This is a genomic window from Pandoraea captiosa (assembly GCF_902459775.1).
GTDB lineage: Bacteria > Pseudomonadota > Gammaproteobacteria > Burkholderiales > Burkholderiaceae > Pandoraea > Pandoraea captiosa.
In genome coordinates, this window is sequence record NZ_CABPSQ010000006.1 from 226,182 (window position 1) to 247,160 (window position 20,979).

The window sequence follows — 20,979 nt, forward strand, 5'->3', positions numbered from 1 at the left end:
CGGCCTCGTGCTTTCACACGAGGCCGCGTTGTCAGGCATCCGCGCGCGATACACGCGCTGCCGACGCGCTTACTGACGCACGCAATCCACGAAGTACTCGGGGCGCCCGTCCACTTCCTCGACGACCAGACCGTGGATATCGGTATGGAAGCCCGGGAAGCGTTCGTTGAAGTCACGCGCGAAACGCAGATACTCGATGATCGCAGCGTTGAAACGCTCGCCCGGAATGAGCAGCGGAATGCCCGGCGGGTACGGCGTGAGCAGCACGCTCGTCACGCGGCCTTCGAGTTCGTCGATGGGCACCCGGTCGATCTGGCGGTGCGCCAGCTTGGCGAAGGCATCCGTCGGCTTCATGGCCGGCTGCATGTCCGAGAGATACATTTCGGTCGTCACGCGCGCCACATCGTTCGCCTTGTAGACGCTATGAATCTGATCGCACAGATCGCGCAGGCCAATGCGCTCATAGCGCGGGAATTGCGCTACGAATTCCGGCAGCACGCGCCACAGCGGGCGGTTGTGATCGTAGTCGTCCTTGAACTGCTGCAACTCGGTCAGCATCGAGTTCCATCGGCCCTTGGTGATGCCGATGGTGAACATGATGAAGAACGAATACAGGCCGGTCTTCTCGACGATGATGCCGTGCTCGGCGAGATACTTCGTGACGATGGCCGCCGGAATGCCGCTCTCGCCGAACTCGCCGTCCACGTCGAGTCCCGGCGTGATGATCGTTGCCTTGATCGGGTCGAGCATGTTGAAGCCATCGGCCAGATCGCCAAAGCCGTGCCAGCGTTCGTTCGCGCGCAGCACCCAGTCTTCGCGCTGAATCGTGCCTTCGTCGCCCAGATGCTCCGGGCCCCAGACCGAGAACCACCAGGAATCGCCGTACTCCGCGTCCACCTTGCGCATGGCGCGACGGAAGTCCAGCGCCTCGACGATCGACTCTTCCACCAGCGCCGTGCCGCCCGGCGGCTCCATCATCGCGGCCGCCACGTCGCACGACGCGATGATCGCGTACTGTGGCGAGGTCGACGTATGCATCAGATACGCCTCGTTGAAGCGGTACGTGTCGAACGTGCGCGCGTCCGAGTCCTGCACCACGATCTGCGAGGCCTGGGAGATCCCGGCGAGCAGCTTGTGCGTGGAGTGCGTGGCATAGATCGTGGCTTCCGACGAGCGCGGACGGCCTTCGCCGATCGCGTGCATGTCGCGATAGAACTCGTGGAACGCGGCGTGCGGCAGCCACGCTTCGTCGAAGTGCAGCGTGTCGATGTTGTTGCCCAGCACGTCCTTGATCATTTCGACGTTGTAGATCACACCGTCGTACGTACTCTGCGTAATCGTGAGAATGCGCGGCTTGGCGTTCGGGTCACGCTCCAGCACCTCGCGGGCGAACGGGTTCGCTTCGATCTTGGCGCGAATGACTTCGGGCTCGAACTCGGACTTCGGAATCGGGCCGATGATGCCGAGGTGGTTACGCGTCGGCGTGAGAAACACCGGCACGGCCCCCGTCATGGTGATCGCGTGCAGGATCGACTTGTGACAGTTGCGGTCGACCACGACGATGTCGCCCGGGGCGACGGTCGCATGCCACACGATCTTGTTCGACGTCGACGTGCCGTTCGTCACGAAAAAGAGGTGGTCGGCGTTGAAAATGCGCGCCGCGTTGCGCTCGGAAGCGCCCACCGGGCCGTTGTGATCGAGCAACTGCCCCAGCTCTTCCACCGCGTTGCAAACGTCGGCACGCAGCATGTTCTCGCCGAAGAACTGGTGGAACATCTGTCCCACCGGGCTCTTCAGGAACGCCACGCCCCCCGAGTGCCCCGGGCAGTGCCACGAATACGAACCGTCTGCCGCGTAATGCGTGAGGGAGCGGAAGAACGGCGGCGGCAACGAGTCGAGGTAGGACTTGGCTTCACGGATGATGTGACGCGCCACGAACTCCGGCGTGTCTTCGAACATGTGAATGAAGCCGTGCAGCTCACGCAGGATGTCGTTCGGGATGTGGCGCGACGTGCGCGTCTCGCCGTACAGGAAAATCGGAATGTCCGGATTGCGGCGGCGCACTTCCTGCACGAAGGCACGCAGGTTGATGATGGCCAGCGCCAGCTCGCCCTCGCCTTCGCCGCCCGCTTCGCTCGAGAACGTGCCGAACTCATCGTCGTCGATGGACAGGATGAAGCTCGACGCGCGGCTTGCCTGCTGCGCGAACGAGGTCAGGTCACCGTAGCTGGTGAGACCGTTGACTTCCATGCCCTCGGCTTCGATAGCCTCCGCCAAAGAGCGAATCCCGGATCCGGAGATGTTTTCGGAGCGGAAGTCCTCGTCGATGATGACGATCGGAAAACGGAATTTCATTGGCGTTCCTTCGACAAAAGAACGAGCCACGGTCCGACATGGCCGTGGCTCTGGGGCATTGCGAAATGTAGGGTGCTCACCGGCGGCGAGTGCGAGCCTGACAGGCTAGGTTTTCGGCAGCGTGACACCACGCTGGCCCTGGTACTTGCCGCCGCGATCCTTGTACGAGGTCTCACAGACTTCGTCGGATTCGAAGAACAGCACCTGAGCCACGCCTTCGTTGGCGTAGATCTTGGCCGGCAGCGGTGTCGTGTTCGAGAATTCCAGGGTCACGTATCCCTCCCATTCGGGTTCGAACGGCGTCACGTTCACGATGATGCCGCAGCGGGCATACGTCGACTTGCCCAGACACACGGTCAGTACGCTGCGCGGAATGCGGAAGTACTCGACGGTGCGCGCGAGCGCGAACGAGTTCGGCGGAATGATGCACACATCGCTCTCGACGTCGACGAAGGACTTCTCGTCGAAGTTCTTCGGATCGACGATGGTCGAGTTGATGTTGGTGAAGACCTTGAATTCAGGCGCACAGCGAATGTCGTAGCCGTAGCTCGACGTGCCGTAGCTGACGATCTTTTGCCCGTCCTGGGAATACCGGATCTGCGACGGTTCGAAGGGCTCGATCATGCCGTGCTCTTCGGCCATGCGCCGGATCCATTTGTCGGACTTGATGCTCATGTCTGGGCCTGAATTGGGGTAGTACGTAAAAAGTGGGCGTATTTTACGCGATTGTTGCGGTGCGGTGATGTTTTCACTCGCACCGCCCCGCGCGGGCCGCTGCCCCCGGTCCTTACGTGTTCTGAACGACGATGGACGGGAACTTGCTGGTCATGTCCTTCTGCTTCGCCGCGATCTTTACCGCGACCTTGCGGGCGATGCCCTTGTACAGCTCGGCCACACGACCGTCCGGGTCGCCCACCACGCTCGGCATACCCGCGTCGGCGTGCACGCGAATGCTCATCTCCAGCGGCAGCTTGCCCAGCAGGTCGACATCGAAATCGTGGCTCATGCGCTCGCCGCCGCCCACGCCGAAGATCGGCTCTTCGTGACCGCAGTTCGAGCAAATGTGCAGGCTCATGTTTTCGATCAGCCCCAGGATCGGTACGCCGACCTTCTCGAACATCTTGAGACCCTTGCGCGCGTCGAGCAGCGCCAGGTCCTGCGGCGTGGTGACGATGACCGCGCCCGTGACCGGCACCTTCTGCGCGAGCGTGAGCTGAATGTCGCCCGTGCCCGGCGGCATGTCGACGATCAGGTAGTCGAGGTCGTGCCAGTTCGTCTGGTTGAGCAACTGTTCGAGCGCCTGCGTGACCATGGGGCCGCGCCAGACCATGGGGTTGTCCGGCTCGATCAGGAAACCGATGGAGCTCGCTTGCAGACCATGCCCCTGCATCGGTTCGAGCGTCTTGCCGTCCTTCGACTCGGGTTTGCCGTGGATGCCCAGCAGGGTGGGCAGCGACGGGCCGTAGATGTCGGCATCGAGAATCCCGACATTGGCGCCTTCGGCGGCGAGCGCCAGCGCGAGATTCACGGCCGTGGTGCTCTTGCCCACGCCGCCCTTGCCGGAGGCCACCGCCACGATGTTCTTGACATTGGGAAGGAGCTTCACCCCGCGTTGAACGGCGTGCGATACGATCTTCTGGCCGATTTCGACGGCCACGCGCTCGACGCCGGGCAGCTTGCCGACGGCCTCGGCAATTCGCGTGCGCATCGCTTCGAACTGACTCTTGGCGGGATAACCGAATTCGATCTTGATGCCGACGTGACCGTGTTCGGCCGCGACTTCCTTGACATACTTCCCGGCGATCAGGTCCAGGCCCGTATCCGGGTCGACGATGCCACGCAGCACTTCATTGATTTGGGCGACTTCCATGTGGGTCTCTCGCTGTGTCGAGGCGCGCCGGGAAAGCCCGGCGTAGCGCTAACAACTTGTAACAACCGTGGCGCACGCTCTCGACTAGCATTCGAGGCGCGCGTGTTATGGGGAACCAGCCGTCGCGGCAATTTGTCCTTGCCTGCGGTTGAAGCTCAGCGCTATTGTAAAAGACGCCGCGCCGTCAGGATCAAAACCCCTGCGGCGCGCGCGTGCTTCGACGAAGTGCTTACGCGTGTTTCATCACAGCTAGCTAATCGATAAGGAGCCTCAAATGAAGAAGAATACTCTGCGCGCCTCCGCGCTCGTACTGGTCGCCGCTGCCATGCTCGCCGGATGCCAGACGCAGCAAGGCACCAACACGGCGGTCGGCACCGGTGTCGGTGCGGCGGTCGGGGCGGGCCTGGGCAACCTCATCGGTGGCAACACCACGGGCACCCTGATCGGTGCTGCGGTAGGCGCGGCCGCCGGCGGCGCCACCGGCTACAACTGGCAGTCGATCAAGAATGCGCTGGGCGGTCATACGGCCGGCACGGGCACCCAGATCTCGGAGCGTCCGGACGGCCAGCTTCAGGTCAACGTGCCGAGCGACGTGACGTTCGACACCAACCAATACGCCATCAAGCCGAATTTCGCGGCGGTGCTCACCGATCTGGCCAATTCGATGAACCAGAATCCGGGCATTACGGCACGTGTCATCGGGCACACCGACAGCACCGGTGGCGACAAGATCAACATTCCGCTGTCCCAAAACCGGGCGAACAGTGTCATCCAGTTCCTGACCAGCCGCGGGGTGGACGCCCGTCGTCTGCAAGGTGTCGGCGTCGGCTCGAGCCAGCCGGTCGCCTCGGACGCCACGGCGGAAGGCCGCGCCCAGAACCGTCGCGTGGAAATCCTGCTTCAGGCGCCGCAACAGCAGCAGGCGCCGCGCGGCTGATCGCCCCACCCGGCTCCCGTCCGACATCCTGTCCGACTCGCTTTACCCGTACGAATGCATGCCCGGTCCGCCGGGCATGCGTTTGTCGGCGGCCCTGCCCCTGCCCCCTGCCCCCTGCCGAGCGCATGTTGCGACGCAGCATCGAAAGTCGGCACATCGGTTGAACTAATCCCGCATGCGATCGCTCAGACCCTTCGGAAGTGCCTACCGTGGGTGCTTCCATCTCCTCTTTGTTATTGACGTTACGTGTGCCTAGTTATGCCGGAACCTCGTTCCGGCTTTTTTTTGGCCGCTCGGCAAGCGCAGGCGGGGTATAGGGCGCAGACGGCGCGGGGCATACGTCGGGTCCGCGTAGATGCGGACGGCTTCCCCGCGAGCGATACCCATTTGGGCGTCAACCCGGCCCGCCTGCTAGAATCGTCCTTTCCTGCATCCTGCAACCCACCACAGTCAAAGCACATGTCCCGCCGCATTCTCGTTACATCCGCACTGCCGTACGCCAATGGCCAGATCCACATCGGTCACCTGGTGGAGTACATCCAGACCGACATCTGGGTACGGTTCATGCGAATGCAGGGCCATGAGGTGTACTACGTGGGCGCCGACGACACGCACGGCACGCCGGTCATGCTGCGCGCCGAAAAGGAAGGTCTCACGCCGAAGCAACTGATCGATCGCGTGTGGAAGGAACACAAGCGCGACTTCGACAGCTTCGGCATCTCGTTCGACAACTACTACTCGACCGATTCCGAAGAGAATCGCGAACTGTCGGAGAACGTCTATCTCGCCCTCAAGGATCAGGGTCTGATCGAAGCGCGCGATATCGAACAGGCGTATGACCCGGTCAAGGAAATGTTCCTGCCGGACCGCTTCATCAAGGGCGAATGCCCGAAGTGCGGCGCCAAGGACCAGTACGGCGACTCCTGCGAAGTCTGCGGCTCGACCTATGCCCCGACCGACCTGCTCAACCCCTACTCGGTCGTCTCGGGCGCCACACCGATTCGCAAGACCTCGACCCACTACTTCTTCAGGCTCTCGGACAAGCGTTGCGAGCAGTTCCTGCGCAAGTGGGTGTCGGGTCTCGCCCAGCCGGAAGCCGCTAACAAGATGAAGGAATGGCTCGGCGAAGACGGCGAATCGACGCTGGCCGACTGGGACATCTCGCGCGATGCGCCGTACTTCGGCTTCGAAATTCCGGGCGCGCCGGGCAAGTACTTCTACGTGTGGCTGGACGCACCGGTCGGCTACTACGCCAGCTTCAAGAACCTGTGCGCCAAGCGCGGCCTGAACTTCGACGAATGGGTCAAGCCCGGTTCCACCACGGAGCAGTACCACTTCATCGGCAAGGACATCATGTACTTCCACACGCTGTTCTGGCCGGCGATGCTCGAATTCTCGGGCCATCGCACGCCGACCAACGTGTACGCCCACGGCTTCCTAACCGTGGACGGTCAAAAAATGTCGAAGTCGCGCGGCACGTTCATTACGGCGCAGAGCTTCATCGACACCGGACTGAATCCGGAATGGCTGCGCTATTACATCGGTGCCAAGCTGGGCAACACGATGGAAGATCTCGACCTGAACCTCGATGACTTCATCGCGCGCGTCAACAGCGATCTGGTCGGCAAGTACGTCAATATTGCCAGCCGTGCCGCCGGTTTCCTCATCAAGCGTTTCGACGGCCGCGTGTCGGCGCAAGCCATGCAGGCGCCGCTGCTCAAGCAGATCCGCGCCGCTGCACCGCAGATCGCGACTTATTACGAAGGTCGCGAATTCGGCAAGGCGCTGCGCCTGGTCATGGAACAGGCCGACGCCGTCAACGGCTACGTCGACACGGTCAAACCGTGGGATCTCGCAAAGGATCCGGCGCAGGCGGACGCCTTGCACGAAGCGTGCTCGGTGTGTCTGGAAGCGTTCCGCCTGCTCACGCTGTATCTCAAGCCGGTGCTGCCGACCACGGCGCAAGCCGTGGAGCAGTTCCTGAACATCGCACCGCAAACCTGGCAGGACGTCGAGCGCGCGCTCACCGCCGACACCGCCATCACCGCTTACAAGCACCTGATGACGCGCGTCGAAGGCAAGCAGGTCGAAGCGCTGCTCGCCGCCAACCGCGACTCCTTGCAGGCGAGCGCGCCCGCGGGCGATGCCGCAGCGGCCAAGGCGAAGGGCAAGGACAAGTCGGCCAAGGCGGAAAAGTCCGCTGAGAAGGGTGACGGCAAGGGTGACGGCAAGCGCGCCGATGCAGCGGCGGACGACGGCATCATCACCATCGACGACTTCGCCAAGATCGATCTGCGTATTGCGCGCATCGTCGATTGCAAGGCCGTGGACGGCTCGGACAAGCTGCTGCAACTCACGCTCGACGTAGGCGAAGCGCAAACGCGCAATGTCTTCTCCGGCATCAAGTCGGCGTATCCGCAGCCGGAAGTGCTGGTCGGCAAGTTGACGGTGATGGTCGCCAATCTCGCCCCGCGCAAGATGAAGTTCGGCATGTCCGAAGGCATGGTGCTCGCCGCATCGGCTGCCGACGAGAAGGCCGAACCGGGCATCTATATTCTCGAGCCGCACAATGGTGCAAAGCCGGGCATGCGCGTGAAGTGAGCACCTGAAATAACCGCGTGGCGTACGGTCGCACGACCATACGCTGCAAACGCAACACCCCGAGCGCCGGTCTCCCGGCCTCGGGGTGTTTTGCTTTGTGGCGTCCCTTGGGCGATGACGCGAACGCTCGGGTTACCGCAGGTGATCGACCGGCAATGCCGTGGTGAACTTCACCGTCTCCATCGAGAAGCTGGCGCTGATGTCCTGCAAGTCCGCCACACGAATGAGCTTCTTGTAGAAACGATCGTATGCCGCGATATCCGGCAGATAAACCTTGAGCAGATAGTCGATATCACCGGCCATGCGGTGAATTTCGACGATTTCGGGCAACTCGCGGGCACCGGCCACGAAACGCACCATCCAGTCTTCACTGTGGGTCGCGGCCTTGATGAACACGAAGGCGGTCACGCGCAGGTCGAGCTGTTGCGGATCGCAAAGCGTTACCTGCCCGGTAATCACCCCGTTTTCACGCAGACGCTGCACGCGCCGCCAGCAAGGCGTCGGCGAAAGGTGCACCGCCTCGGCAAGCTCGCCTAACGAGCGCGAGGCATCGGTTTGCAGATTTTCGAGAATTGCGAGATCGGTTTTGTCCACGATAGCCATCCGAGAGGAAAATTCTTCCAAATCCTACCCGATTCGACGAACTATTTGGAAGCCTTTACCTCGCGCGCGACAGTAGACTTCAAAAACATTCTTAAAACAGAGGTCGTCATGAAAATTTTCACCCAGCACCCTGCCTCTGTCGGCGAAAACTATCTCCAACATTTGGGCTCGGCGTTGTCCTTTGCCCTGCCGCTGCTGGTTGCCTGCCTTGCCTGTCTGGTCCATGCCGTGCTGCCGTTTGCGTTCGAGAAGACCGGCAGCAAGATCATCGTGCGGTTGCACGAACGGATGGTGACGAACCGGCATCGTCAGGTCGCGCGGTCCGAGCGGACCGGGCAAACGCCCGCGCGCTAAAGCGCTTCGCGAGCACCGGGTGGGTCGTTATGCGTGAGTCACACATCCACTATGCTTCGCGATTGCGGGTCACCTGGACATCGCGTCGATCAGGGACGCTCCGACGCCGGATCGGGTGAACGCGAGGTCACCGTCACGCGGCCATCCGGGCCGAAGTGGGCATTGAACATGCCCGGCGAATTCACGCCGTCTTCAAGCCACCGCCAGCTCCACACCGTCTCCTTCTTGAGACGGTACTCCTCGACCCGGGTCGGTTTGCCCAGCAGACGTCGCACGTCGTCCTGCGACATGCCGGGCCGCACCTGCTCGAAATTTTCCGCCGACAGGGCCTGCGTCACGCGTCGCAGCGTGCCGTCGGCGCCGATATCGACCATGTACGTCTTCAGGCCACCGGGCGCGCGCGGATATTCCAGTCGACGCGAGCCGTCCGCGTTCTCCCAGACGATCTCCGGCTTGCCCATCTGCTCACGCACCTGCGCTTCGGTGGTCACACCCGGTTGAAGGTTGCGTAGCAGGATGTCGTCCGGCTTGACCGCGTTGAACGTATCGCGCGCCTTCTCACGCGCCTTGTCGATTTGCTGCTGATCACAGCCGAACAATCCCAACAGACTCGCAAACAGTCCCATAGCGACTCCCCAGCGAAGGCCCCGGCGCATGCCATCTGCGCCCCGTTCCGGATTCGGCGACGTTTCCGTCAATTTCATCGTTCCCTCTCCTTTTCACGTTTGCCATCCTCAGTCGAAGCGACGGTTGAACAGCACGTCGAAACCAGACAGCGAACCGGTACGCAGCGCAATCTGCCAGCGACGCGACACCTGCCACGTGATCTTCACGATACTCGCGGCGCTCGTCAGGCTCTGCTCGTATCCCAGCGCAAAGTTGTCCGAGATCGCCTTGCCCACCTTCACGACCTGCTCGTCGTCGGGCAGCCCCGAGTCGCTGGTACCGATGCTGAACTCGTCGATCCCCAGGTCCTTGATGATGCGCTTGCCACCCGTCGCGCCCAGCAGTGCGGTCGCCGCGCCCGCCATGGCCTGACGCTGGCCGAGGCCCGCGCCGTCCGGACCATGCCCGAACATCAGCCACGAGAGTTTCTCTTCGTCCGACACGCTCGGCTCGGACACGAGCGACACGCGCGGCTGGCGCACCGTGCCCGTCACGAGCACCCCGGCCGCTACTTCCTGATTGCGACGCATCGCCTGAATGTAAAGGTTGGGATTGTCCAGCGGACCGACGAAGTTGATTTCGCCGCGCTCGATCGCCAGTTTGCGGTCGAATGCCTCGTATGTGCCTTCTGCCACGGTGATGGTACCGGTCGCCCGCATGGGCGTGAGCGGATCGCTTTGCACGCGCATGCTCCCGCGCAGCAACAAATCGGCGCCAGCCCCGACGAAACGGAAATCGCGCCCCAGATTCACCTCGACATTGATATGCGGCGAGAAGCGGCTGGTCGGTTGCTCGCCGATTCGCGCGGCCTGATCCTTCGGATCGAGCGGCTTGGTGCGGGCCTGTGCCCCGCCGCGCACGACAACCACATCGTCACCGAGCTTGGGCGCGCTCGTCGGGGGCAACGCGAAGCGCGCGCGGTCGACGGTGAACTTGCCGTTGAGCGCCATCGCCTCCCCGCTGCCGGTCGCCTTGGCCTCGCCGGTCAGCGACAACTGACGGTCGGGCGCCGCGAACAGTTGCAGCTTGTCCGCGTTCAGGGTGATGCCGAGCGTCGGCTCCGGCGTGTCGAGACGAATGTTGCCCGTCGCACGCGCCGTACCGCCGCCCCCGCCCGTGACGACCACATCTCGCAAGACGATTTCGGTGGGGGTGAGATCGATGCGGACCTTGCCGTCCTTCACGCTCACACCGGTGTCGAACATCTGCACCGAGAGGTCGTCGGCAGTCAATTGGCCCGTGGGGCGAGGCTTGGCAACCGTGCCGGCGAGCGTCACGTTCAGATTCGCCCGGCCCTTGAAATTGAACTGCGCACCGGCAAGGTCTTCGAACTTCGACAGGTTCGGCACTGCGAGCGCAATGCGTCCGGTGAGCGGCGCGTCGTCGGGCACGTCAGGGATACCGCCCTGCACACGCAGGCCGGCTTGCACGTCCGCATCCACGGTTCCCACCAGCGACGAGACTGCCTTTACCGTCGCGCGGGCCGTCTGCCCGGACAGGTCGACGCGCGTGCGCAACTCCGAAATGCCCAGCGGCACGCGCGCCCCCACGCCGCCTTTCTCCGCGCTCAGACCGGGAATGCCCGTGACCGTCACCTTGACGCTATCGTTCACGCCACCGCGACGCAGAGTGACGTCGCCGCTGCGGCGAACGACTTCGACAAAGCCGTCGGCCCGTTGCCCCGCGCTCACGTTCCATTTGCCGTCGAGGACCAGATCGCTCGCAATCGGCGACGGCTCGCCCGTGAACGACTGCACCACGCGCAGCACCTGGGCGATGTCCAGCGTGTCGATCGTGCCTGCCGTCTTCAGTTGCCCGTCGCCGTAATCGAAGTTCGCCAGCGACAACGCGCCCGCGCCCGTGACGAGCTTCGCCGCCCCGAGGCGCACGCGCTCCGCACTCGCCTCGACCTGCCACGGCGAGGCCAGATCGAGCTTCGGTACGCCGCGATTCGCGAGGGTCTGGATCGTGCCCTTCCACCCCGGCTTGCCGCGTGTGTTCGTCACGGCGCCTGCGGCATCGAGGTTCATGTCCACCGGCGCTTCACGCAACTTGCCCGTCGCCTTGAGGTGCAGGGTGTGTGTGCCGCGCGTGCCGGCGAGCGCCAGAGACAGCTTGTCTAGCCTGGCGATATGGCTGGTGAAACCCTGACCATCGAGCGTCACGTTGAGTCGATCGCCCGCCGCGCCGGGGAAACCACCGCTCACGTCCACTTTGCCCGCCAGATGATCGAGCTTCTGCGCACCGAAGACCAGCTTGTCGGCCGCGAGCGTGGCCACCACGGCCGGGCGCTCCATCGTGCCCGACACCTGCCCGTCCAGTTGCAGACGACCGGCGAGGCCGAAGCCCAGCTTGTCGAGCGACGGCGCATCGACATTCACCGCCATCTTGTCGCCCGGCGCACCGAAACTGCCGCGCAACGACACCTTGTTACCCGCGACGAGCAGGTTCGCATCGCTCGGCAGCAAACGCGCGCCCGCCAGCTTCACCGTCCCTGCGCCGCTCATCGGCAAATCGGCGTAAATGCTGTCGTGCAACGCGAACTTCAACGCCAGACCAAACTCGGGACGCAGCACGCCCTGTGCGTCGAACTGTCCCGTCACGCTCGCGGCAGGCGTCTTTGCTCCCCGCTTCGGCGGGCCGTAAAGGTCGTACCAGGCAGCGGGATCGAAACGCGTGAGCTTGATCTGTGCCTGATAGGCACCGGTGTCGCCATTGCCCAGCACGCCCGTTGCCGCCACCTTGCCGTTGCCCGCATCGAGCGATAGCGCGTGGATTCGGGTGCCGTTGGCGTCGAGGCCGACGTCGGCAAGCACGCGACGTGCGGCATCGCGCCAATCGAGCGCGATGCGTTGTCCGCTGGCGTCGAGCTTGATGTCGAGCGGACCGCCGAGCTTCGTCGCGGGCAGCTTGCCGTACAACGCTTGCAGGTCGAGGTCGCGCATCACGAGGGCGAAACCACCCACGGTGACAACGGCGTCTGCGGTCGTGGGCTTGGTCTCGGTCTCGGCCGTGGTCTTGGTTGAGGCGGTGTCGGCGGTCGCCCTTGCGGGCGGCGACGCCGCCGTTGCGCTCGCCGTAGTGCCGTGGGTCCCGGCGCTGACGCCACTCGCACCTGATGCCGCAGCCGCTGCAGGCGTACTACCGGCCGCAAGCGTCTCGCGGCGCAGTTCCCCGCTGCCGGTCAGCACGGCGCGGCCCGCGAGCTTCAGTTCGATACCGGTCAACGCCTGACGCGTGGCGTCGAGCAACACCTGCGTGCGCAGACTCTCGAGCGGCAGGCGACCTGCATCGATCGCGCCCGCCCCGGCATTGACGACCGACACCGGCCCCAGCACACGGAAGACTTTCGCACCGGGCTCCGGGCGCAAGTCTGCCTGTATCGCCAGGTCCGCTTGCGGCGCGCTTGGCGCGAAATCGCGCGGATTGATGTGATCGAACGCGATCTGCGCCCGTGAGAGCGGCACCGCACCGAACGGCGACGCCGCAATGTGCGCCGTGCCGTTGAGCTTCTCGCCGCTCGCCGTCAGGTCGACGACGAGGGCGTCGAGCGAGCCGGACAAATCCGCTTTCAACGCGACGGGAATGTCGCCGGCCTTCGCTTGCAGGCCGATATTGCCGCCCAGCGCAAACGGACGTTCGCCGTTCAACCGAACGTTGGCGACCGCCTCGCCGTAAGGCGTACCGACGTGCTCGATTTGCACCGTGTGCTGCGTACCATCGCTTCGCGCATTGACGCGAACGTCCTCCAGCACGAGCGCTGGCGAATGGAGCGTGAGCTTCGCCACGCGCACGTCGTTCAACGTCAGACCCAGCGGCAGACGCAGACGGGTGGGCATCGTCGTTGGCGTGTTCGACGGCGGCGACGGTGCGAAGGCCAGCTCGACATCGCCGGCGTGCAGTTTATCGACGGTGAAATGCAGCGGACGCCAGCGCAGCGCCCAACGGCTCTCCAGCCGACTGACGGTGATGCGGGTCGCCCCGTCGACGTAGCGCACGTCGCCAACGGTGAAGCCATGCAGCACGCTTCCGCTGCGCCACTCGCCGGCGAGCTTGCCGCCCAGTGTGGAGACGGCCGTCTGCCACAGCCAGCGGCTCCCGCGCTCGCTCGACATTGCCCAGAGCAGCGCGCCGATGGCCAGTACCGCGACGAGCACGAGCGTGAGCGCCGCGCCCAGCAGGATGCGGCCCCAATGGCTGCGGCGCGAAGGCGGCGGAGGCGGCGGAGGCGGCGGAGGCGGAGGTGGCGTGTGGCCATCTCCGGAAGGGGGCGAGGGCGGGTAGTCACCGTTGTCAGCGTTCGTGTCGGGCCGCGTCAGGGTCGGTTCGCGTGCGTCCCCGCGCGCGTCGCCCGTCATGGCCATCGCTGGCGTTATGTGCGTCAGAGGCATCGTCGTCATCAGAACGCCACCCCCAACGAGATGGCCGGGCGGAACTGCTTGTCATGTACGCCATAGCCGATGTCGAGATTTACCGGACCGACGGGGCTGCGCCAGCGTACCCCGACGCCCACGCCGTGATACAGCGGCGTGGGGTGGCGATAGTCGTCCGTGGCCGTGCCCACGTCCCAGAACACCGCCGCGCCCCAGTCGCGCGTGAACCAGCGCTGATACTCCAGGCTGGCGGTGCCGAGGTATTTCGTCGGGAACGTGGTGCCGTTTTGCTGGCGCCCGATGCTTTGGTACGTATAGCCGCGAATCGACGACGTGCCACCTGCAAAGAACAGCAGCGACGACGGAATCCGGTTGCTGTTGCCGTTCGTGATCACCGCGCCGATTTCCAGCCGCGCCAGTACAAGGTCACGCTCGCCGACGGGGAAGTACTGTCGGATACGGCCGTACAGACGCGCGAAACTCTGATCGGTCAGCAGCGGCTTGGCCGCAAACCCGATCTGCGTATTGATGATATTGCCCTTGCGAGGAAAGATCAGATCGTCCACGTCGCGCCGGTTCCACGAGAATGCGGGCACGAGCGCCTTGTTGAGAAAACGCTCGCCGCCGTCGGGGCGCTCGTCGGTTCGGTAAAAGTCCAGCGTGTAGGCCCAGTCGTAACGCTCGCGAGAACGGGCGCGCTTGATACCGACCTGCGTCGAGCGCTGATCGAGACCATTCAGATACGTGCGATCGAACGACCCTCGCATGCTGTTGGTGTAAGCGCTGGAATCCGGCGGCATGCCGATCTCCGCGTAACCGCCCTGCCGGTACTGCTCCAGGCGCGCCTGCGAATCGAACGTCCACGCTTTGCCGAACAGGTTGTAGTACGAATAGCGTCCATTGATGCTCGCGCCGGTGTCGGTGGTGTAACCCACACCGCTTTGCACGCGGTGCTCGGGGAACTCGCGCACCTTAACCTCGACGGGCGCGTTTTCCGCCTTCGCCGGGTCTTCCGTCACGGAAATGATCACGTTCGAGAAGTACGGCGTGGCCTGAATCTGGCGTTGCAGCTCCTGCAACCGATCCGCGTCGAAGGGCTCCCCCTCGGACAGCGGATTGACGTTGCGGATGATCTGCTCGGGATAGCGACGCGTGCCGGAGATCACAAGCGGTCCGAGCGTGAACGGCGGGCCGCTTTCGTAAGTGGCCGCAAGCGACGCGCTCTCGTTGTCGGCGTCGACCACGGCGCGCGAGAAGGTCATCTTCGCCGCGTGATAGCGCTTCTGACCGAGTTGGAAGAGCGTGTCGTTCTTGGCCTTGTCCCAGTCGGACTGGCGAAATGGCGCATCCACCGGCAGTTCCCATGCGCTGCGCAACTGCGTGACGCGCTGGGGGTCCTGCTCTGCGACCGGGCCGGTGAACTTCAGATCGACGTCCTTGATATGCGTGCGTGGGCCGGCGTCCACCTTGATATTGACGTCGCGCTTGCCATTGATCGTGGCCACGTCCACATGGGTGACGGGAGAGAAGTAACCTTCCGTCGACGTCAGTTCCTGTACCTGCTCGCCGACGGTGGCGATGATGTGCTCGAATTGCGCCTCGCCGATGTCGTCGCGCTCGGCATAGCGTACGGCGTCCAGGTTGTCTTTGAGCAGCTTGGCGATGTCTTTGGGCGCGTCGACGCGCACCCGGTATTGGGCGTGTGCGAGGCCCGGCAGCCCGAGCAGGCCGCAGGTCAGTGCGATCAGCATGAGGCGCACTGCGGGTTGGCGGCAAGAGTGGCGGCGCAAGCGGCGCGCGCCGAAGCGACGACTGGCGTCGTGTCCGGATTTGATCTGCGAGACGGTCAAAACCTTCCTTGAAAATATCGCCGCCGGTGGTCCGGCGTGCTGTGAATATTGCGTGAAGCGAGTGCTCGAACGCACGCTGCCCGCCAGCATGGCACAATAGGACAACGCGCGATGCGTATATGAGTCGTATTTGAACATATCCCTTCGGCCAGTTCACCGGCGCCGCCCAAAATCCGGGCAATTTGGTCAAAACGTCCAAAACGGGGAATATCGATGGGTTTGCGGTAGAATCTGCGTCGATTGGCGCCGTTGCGACGGTGCCGCTTTTGCCTATTTTTCAAGCAATCGACCATGTACGAGTCCGACATCACCCAATTCATCAAGCAACTCAAGGCCGAAAAGCCGACGCTGGAAGCGGAGCAGCGCAAGGGTCGTGCCCTGCTGTGGGACAAGCAGCCGATCGATCTCGACGAACGCAACCGTGCGCAGCAATCGCGCGTGGCACAGCAACCGTACGTCTACCAAGGCGAATAAATCCGGGCGTTTCCGCACCGAGTGCCGCATTGAACCCGAGTCCCCCTGACGATCCGTCGTTCACGCCCGAGCCGATCCCCGAGATCGTGCCGGCGCCTGAACACGTCGATGCGATGGCGGCTGACGCGGGCGATGGCGGCGATCGTGGCCATGGTGACGACAGCGCGCCGGAGCATGCGCCTGGCGATGCGTCGGATAGTGTGCCGGCCGACGCCCCGAGCGCAGCGGATGCGTCCGCGCCGCACGCGACGGCTGACGTTGCGCCGTCGTCGGATGACGCTCACGCGGCGTCCACCGCCGCCTCGAACGGGCGTGCCGCAACCGCAGGCAGCAGCGCCACGGAACTGCCGGCCCCGCAAGACGGCCAGGACTCAACGCCCGACACGGTCGACGGCGTTGCGCGCGCCCGCCTGTATGGCGAGCCGCTCTTTGCCCTGCCGAACGATCTCTACATCCCGCCGGATGCCCTGGAGATCTTCCTCGAAGCCTTCGAAGGCCCGCTCGACTTGTTGCTGTATCTGATCCGCAAGCAGAACTTCAACGTCCTCGACATTCCGATGGCGCAGGTCACGAAGCAGTATCTGCTTTACGTCGAACAGATCCGCCGCACCAATCTCGAACTCGCGTCCGAGTATCTGCTCATGGCGGCGATGCTCATCGAGATCAAGTCGCGCATGCTGCTGCCGGTCAAGAAGGCCGACACCGGCGAGGAAGCCGAGGATCCGCGTGCCGAACTGGTGCGTCGTCTGCTCGAGTACGAGCAGATGAAGCTCGCCGCGCAGAAGCTCGATACGCTGCCGGTGCTCGGGCGCGATTTCCTGCGCTCGCAGGTCTATATCGAGCAGAGCCTCCAGCCGCGCTTTCCCGACGTGGACGCCGAGGACCTTCGCGCAGCGTGGGCCGAAGTCCTGCGCCGGGCCAAGCTCGTCCAGCATCACAAGATTTCCCGCGAAGAACTGTCGGTGCGTGAGCACATGAGCCAGATTCTGCGCCGCCTGCAAGGTGCGCGATTCATGGAGTTCACCGAACTGTTCGACGTCACGCGCGGCGTACCGGTGGTCGTGGTCAACTTCATCGCCATGCTCGAACTCACGCGCGAATCGCTGCTTGAGATCACGCAGGCCGAGCCGTTCGCACCGATCTACGTCCGCCTGACTTACACCCCAAACTGAGCACCCCATGAAAGTCATTCCCTCGATTCACGAGCTGCGCGATCAATTGCGCGGTCAGAATCGCGTCGCCTTCGTGCCTACGATGGGCAACCTGCACGAAGGCCACCTCTCGCTCATGCGACTGGCGCGCCAGCACGGCGACCCGGTCGTCGCGAGCATCTTCGTGAACCGTCTGCAATTCGGTCCGAACGAGGACTTCGACAAGTACCCGCGTACGATGGCCGACGACGTCGAGAAGCTCACGCGCGAGAACGTCTACGTGCTGTTCGCCCCGGACGAGAAGGAGATGTACCCCGAGCCACAGGAGTACCGTGTGGAGCCGCCGCACGATCTCGGCGACATCCTCGAAGGGGAATTCCGCCCGGGCTTCTTCAAGGGCGTGTGCACCGTCGTGACCAAGCTGTTCTCGTGCGTACAGCCGCGCGTGGCCGTGTTCGGCAAGAAGGATTATCAGCAGTTGATGATCGTGCGCAGCATGTGCCGTCAGTTTGCACTGCCGATCGAGATCATCGCCGCGGAGACGGTGCGTGCCGAAGACGGTCTTGCCCTGTCCTCGCGCAATCGCTACCTGTCGGAGGCCGAACGCGCCGAAGCGCCGCAGCTCTTCCGTCTGCTCAACGAGATCCGCAACGACGTGAATGGCGGCAAGACGGACTATGCGGCGCTCGAAGCCGCTGCCATGAAGACGCTGGTCGAGCGAGGCTGGAAGCCGGACTATGTCTCGATTCGTCAGCGCGCCAATCTGCGTGTGCCTGCGCCCGGCGCGGCACCGGCAGAGAGTCTGGTGGTGCTCGCCGCCGCCAAGCTGGGGTCGACACGTCTGATCGACAATCTCGAAATCTGAGTGCCGGGCACGCGGCCCCGATCGATCGGCGGCCGCGTGCGACAGGCACCAAGCCGCGCGCATGTCGGCCCTTTGCCGACTGCGCAAACACTTTTCGTCGCGCTGCGTGCGCGACATTGCAACACTAGAGGCACGCCATGTACCGCACCATGCTCAAGTCGAAGATCCACCGCGCCACCGTCACGCACTGCGAATTGCATTACGAAGGCTCGTGCGCGATCGACGAGAACCTGCTCGAAGCCTCGGGCCTTGTCGAAAATGAGCAAATCGACATCTTCAACGTCAACAACGGCGAACGTTTCACGACCTACGCCATCCGCGGCGAACGCGGCAGCGGCATGATCTCGCTCAACGGTGCGGCAGCCCGTCGCGCGCAACTCGGCGACATCGTGATCATCGTCTCGTACGCGCAGGTCGAGGAAAAGGAAGTGCTCGCCGGCTTCAAGCCCAAGCTGGTGTTCGTCGACGAGAAGAACGTCCAGAAGGGCGAGCGCGATCACGTGCCGCTTCAGGTATGGGAAGAAACCCGTGCCTTCGAAACCGCAGACGCGAAGTAAGGGCGAAGGTCGCAAGGTTCGCCTTGCGCTGCCGCCTACTTCGCCACGAACGCCGTAATCCCCTCCCATTGCGGGAGATCGCGCTCCACGCGTCCGGGCGCCACATCCCACAGGGTCAGCCCGTGCGCGGCAAGCTGCACGTAATTCTGGGTATTGCGCAGCATGCCAAGCACCGGTAACCCGGCTTCCTCGCAGTAGCGCGAGAGCTGATCGGCAGCGCGCGTGCGCGCATCCACGCGCATGCCGACCACACCAATGCGTACGTCCCCCTGCCGCACGGCCTTCTCTTCGCCCAGCTTCTGAAGGAAGTCGCGCGTGGCGAGAATGTCGAATATCGACGGCTGCAACGGCACCAGAATGTGATCCGCGAGCTTGAGGATCGCGTCGAGACGCCTGCCATGCAGACCGGCCGGCGTGTCCAGAACGGCATGCGTCGTGCCTTTGGGCGGACGGGCGACTTCGTTGTGATCGACTTCCCACGTCGCGATGGGTCTCAACGCCGGTGCGCGCAATCCCAGCCATGCCCGTGACGATTGCTGACGATCAGTGTCGCCGAGCATCACGGCGTGGCCTTGCGCTGCCAGATAGCCCGCCAGATTCGTCGCCAGCGTGCTTTTGCCCACGCCACCCTTTGGATTCGCCACCACAATCACCGGCATTGCAGACTCCCCGAGGTCGATTTGCCGCTCATCTTACAACGGCTCCATGACGATCCGGATGCACCGCCGGGCACCCGCGCGCCGTCATCCGCTCACGCCTTCATCCCGTCGTCTTCATCATCTTCGCCCCCGTCTTCATCATCGGCCTTAGCGCAGACATGCCCACACGCGCGCCAGATCCAGATGCTCGGCAAACGAATCGGCCAGCCGGTCGAGCGACGCCTCGCGCAGCGCGTTGTAGTCCTGCCGCGCCAGATCGCGGGCGCCGGCCCACGTCAGCAGCGCATGCAGCGCCTCGGGCGTGTCGAACAGACCGTGCAGATAGGTGCCCATCACCTGATCGTCCTCCGAGCGGGCGCCATCCGCGACCTCACCCTCCAGCCAGACCGCCGGGCGCCCGAGCGCTGCCCCGCGCGTCACGCCCATGTGAATCTCGTACCCGTTCACGGGGGCGTCTCCCGCCGTGAGGCGCCCCGTCACCACGCGTAGTTGCTTTTGCACTTCCATCGTGGTTTCCAGCGCAAGCCAGCCAAGGCCCGGCGTGGTGCCCGCCTCGCCTTCGAGCCCCAACGGATCGTGGATCGTGCTGCCCAGCATCTGCAAACCGCCGCAGATGCCCAGCACCTTGCCGCCATAGCGCAAATGCCGCGCAATCGCCGGCTCCCAGCCCTGCGCACGCAGCCACGCCAGATCGGCGCGCACATGTTTGCTGCCGGGCAAAATCACAAGATCGCACGCCGGCCACGCTTCGCCGGGCCCCACATAGCGGAAGTCGACCTGCGGATGGGCGCGCAGCGCGTCGAAGTCCGTGTGATTGCTGATGCGCGGCAGCACGGGCACGGCCACGCGTAGCCGCACCTCATCGCCGGCGGCCTTGTGACGCTGCGCCGGCAACATGTCCTCGCCGTCCAGATGCAGTCCATGCAGATAAGGGAGCACGCCGAGTACCGGGATGCCCGTCTGCTCCTCCAGCCACGTCAGACCGCTGGTCAGTAACGACGGATCGCCACGGAAACGGTTGATGATGAAGCCCTTGATGCGCGCGCGTTCGGTGTCCGACAGACACGCGAGGGTGCCGATCATCTGCGCGAACACGCCGCCGCGGTCGATGTCGGCGACAAGCAGCACGGGGGCGTCGACAGCCTCCGCGAATCCCATGTTCGCAATGTCGCGCGAGCGCAGATTCACCTCGGCCGGACTGCCCGCCCCTTCGACGAGCACGGCCTCGTAGCCCGTGCGCAGACGCTCGTAGGCCGCCAGCACCGCCGCCATCGCGCGAGGCTTGTACTCGTGATAGGCGCGCGCATCGAGATCGGCCATGACCTTGCCGCCGATGATGACCTGCGCACCCCGATCACTACTCGGCTTGAGCAGCACCGGATTGAAGTCGGTATGGGCCGCAACGCCGGCCGCCTGCGCTTGCAGGGCCTGTGCACGGCCGATCTCGCCGCCGTCGGCCGTCACCGCGCTGTTGAGCGCCATGTTCTGCGGCTTGAACGGCGCAACGCGCACGCCGTCGCGGTGAAGCAGACGGCACAGGCCGGCCACCACCGTGCTCTTGCCCGCATCGGAGGTCGTGCCCTGAATCATCAGGGTGCCGCGATATCGGGGGGCAGCGGCGGGGAATTTGACAGGGATTTCACTCATGACGCGGATTATCGCAT

The 20,979-nt window shown here is 64.0% G+C and carries 15 protein-coding genes and 1 pseudogene; 7 read left to right on the forward strand and 9 right to left on the reverse strand.

The features are described 5' to 3' along the window. Positions 1-69: 69 nt before the first annotated feature. The 3 genes and pseudogenes from PCA31118_RS17340 to apbC form a co-directional block, all read right to left on the reverse strand. A complete protein-coding gene (locus PCA31118_RS17340) occupies positions 70-2,355 on the reverse strand; it encodes an arginine/lysine/ornithine decarboxylase (RefSeq protein WP_044454786.1) in 2,286 nt (761 codons plus the stop codon). Between the two features lie 105 nt (positions 2,356-2,460). Next, a complete protein-coding gene (gene dcd / locus PCA31118_RS17345) occupies positions 2,461-3,030 on the reverse strand; it encodes a dCTP deaminase (protein WP_039373928.1) in 570 nt (189 codons plus the stop codon). A gap of 112 nt (positions 3,031-3,142) precedes the next feature. After that, positions 3,143-4,234: pseudogene (gene apbC / locus PCA31118_RS17350) on the reverse strand (iron-sulfur cluster carrier protein ApbC); the annotation flags it as partial. Between the two features lie 265 nt (positions 4,235-4,499). Between apbC and PCA31118_RS17355 the strand changes: the two are divergent. Continuing rightward, a complete protein-coding gene (locus PCA31118_RS17355; RefSeq protein ID WP_044454781.1) occupies positions 4,500-5,162 on the forward strand; it encodes a YiaD family glycine zipper/OmpA-like lipoprotein in 663 nt (220 codons plus the stop codon). Positions 5,163-5,621: 459 nt separating this feature from the next. Continuing rightward, positions 5,622-7,763 (forward strand): methionine--tRNA ligase, encoded by a 2,142-nt coding sequence (gene metG / locus PCA31118_RS17360; RefSeq protein ID WP_150626363.1) that lies wholly within the window; start codon positions 5,622-5,624, stop codon positions 7,761-7,763. A 132-nt stretch (positions 7,764-7,895) separates the two neighbouring features. On the opposite strand, the gene PCA31118_RS17365 is transcribed toward metG, so the two are convergent. Continuing rightward, the gene (locus tag PCA31118_RS17365; protein WP_174990512.1) at positions 7,896-8,357 is read right to left on the reverse strand and encodes an Lrp/AsnC family transcriptional regulator; all 462 of its coding nucleotides are present in this window, start codon (positions 8,355-8,357) and stop codon (positions 7,896-7,898) included. A 54-nt stretch (positions 8,358-8,411) separates the two neighbouring features. Here PCA31118_RS17365 and PCA31118_RS17370 point away from each other — a divergent pair, with 54 nt between their 5' ends. Next, positions 8,412-8,720, forward strand: a complete 309-nt coding sequence (locus tag PCA31118_RS17370; RefSeq protein ID WP_246190287.1) for a DUF6356 family protein — start codon at positions 8,412-8,414, stop codon at positions 8,718-8,720. 89 nt (positions 8,721-8,809) lie between these two features. On the opposite strand, the gene bamE is transcribed toward PCA31118_RS17370, so the two are convergent. The 3 genes from bamE to PCA31118_RS17385 form a co-directional block, all read right to left on the reverse strand. Next, positions 8,810-9,346: an outer membrane protein assembly factor BamE domain-containing protein gene (bamE, locus tag PCA31118_RS17375; protein WP_150626402.1), complete on the reverse strand. Its 537-nt coding sequence runs from the start codon at positions 9,344-9,346 to the stop codon at positions 8,810-8,812. Positions 9,347-9,454: 108 nt separating this feature from the next. After that, positions 9,455-13,786, reverse strand: a complete 4,332-nt coding sequence (locus PCA31118_RS17380; protein WP_150626365.1) for a translocation/assembly module TamB domain-containing protein — start codon at positions 13,784-13,786, stop codon at positions 9,455-9,457. Beyond that, positions 13,786-15,510 (reverse strand): autotransporter assembly complex protein TamA, encoded by a 1,725-nt coding sequence (locus PCA31118_RS17385; protein ID WP_150626366.1) that lies wholly within the window; start codon positions 15,508-15,510, stop codon positions 13,786-13,788. The genes PCA31118_RS17380 and PCA31118_RS17385 overlap by 1 nt, the downstream gene beginning before the upstream one ends. A 390-nt stretch (positions 15,511-15,900) precedes the next feature. On the opposite strand from PCA31118_RS17385, the gene PCA31118_RS17390 reads away from it, so the two are divergent. The 4 genes from PCA31118_RS17390 to panD all read left to right on the forward strand — a co-directional run bounded on the left by PCA31118_RS17390 (position 15,901) and on the right by panD (position 18,656). Beyond that, a complete protein-coding gene (locus PCA31118_RS17390; RefSeq protein WP_044454773.1) occupies positions 15,901-16,083 on the forward strand; it encodes a DUF3460 family protein in 183 nt (60 codons plus the stop codon). Between the two features lie 344 nt (positions 16,084-16,427). Continuing rightward, positions 16,428-17,255, forward strand: a complete 828-nt coding sequence (locus PCA31118_RS17395; RefSeq protein ID WP_246190292.1) for a segregation and condensation protein A — start codon at positions 16,428-16,430, stop codon at positions 17,253-17,255. 7 nt (positions 17,256-17,262) lie between these two features. Next, positions 17,263-18,099, forward strand: a complete 837-nt coding sequence (gene panC / locus PCA31118_RS17400; protein ID WP_150626368.1) for a pantoate--beta-alanine ligase — start codon at positions 17,263-17,265, stop codon at positions 18,097-18,099. Positions 18,100-18,236: 137 nt separating this feature from the next. Next, positions 18,237-18,656 (forward strand): aspartate 1-decarboxylase, encoded by a 420-nt coding sequence (panD, locus tag PCA31118_RS17405; RefSeq protein ID WP_150626369.1) that lies wholly within the window; start codon positions 18,237-18,239, stop codon positions 18,654-18,656. Between the two features lie 35 nt (positions 18,657-18,691). Here panD and PCA31118_RS17410 read toward each other — a convergent pair whose 3' ends face one another. Both PCA31118_RS17410 and PCA31118_RS17415 read right to left on the reverse strand, forming a co-directional pair. Then, entirely contained in the window at positions 18,692-19,315 is a 624-nt protein-coding gene (locus tag PCA31118_RS17410; RefSeq protein WP_150626370.1) for a ParA family protein, read from the reverse strand. Between the two features lie 147 nt (positions 19,316-19,462). After that, on the reverse strand, positions 19,463-20,962 hold the full coding sequence (locus PCA31118_RS17415; RefSeq protein WP_246190288.1) for a cobyric acid synthase: 1,500 nt from the start codon (positions 20,960-20,962) through the stop codon (positions 19,463-19,465). Between the last annotated feature and the right edge of the window lie 17 nt (positions 20,963-20,979).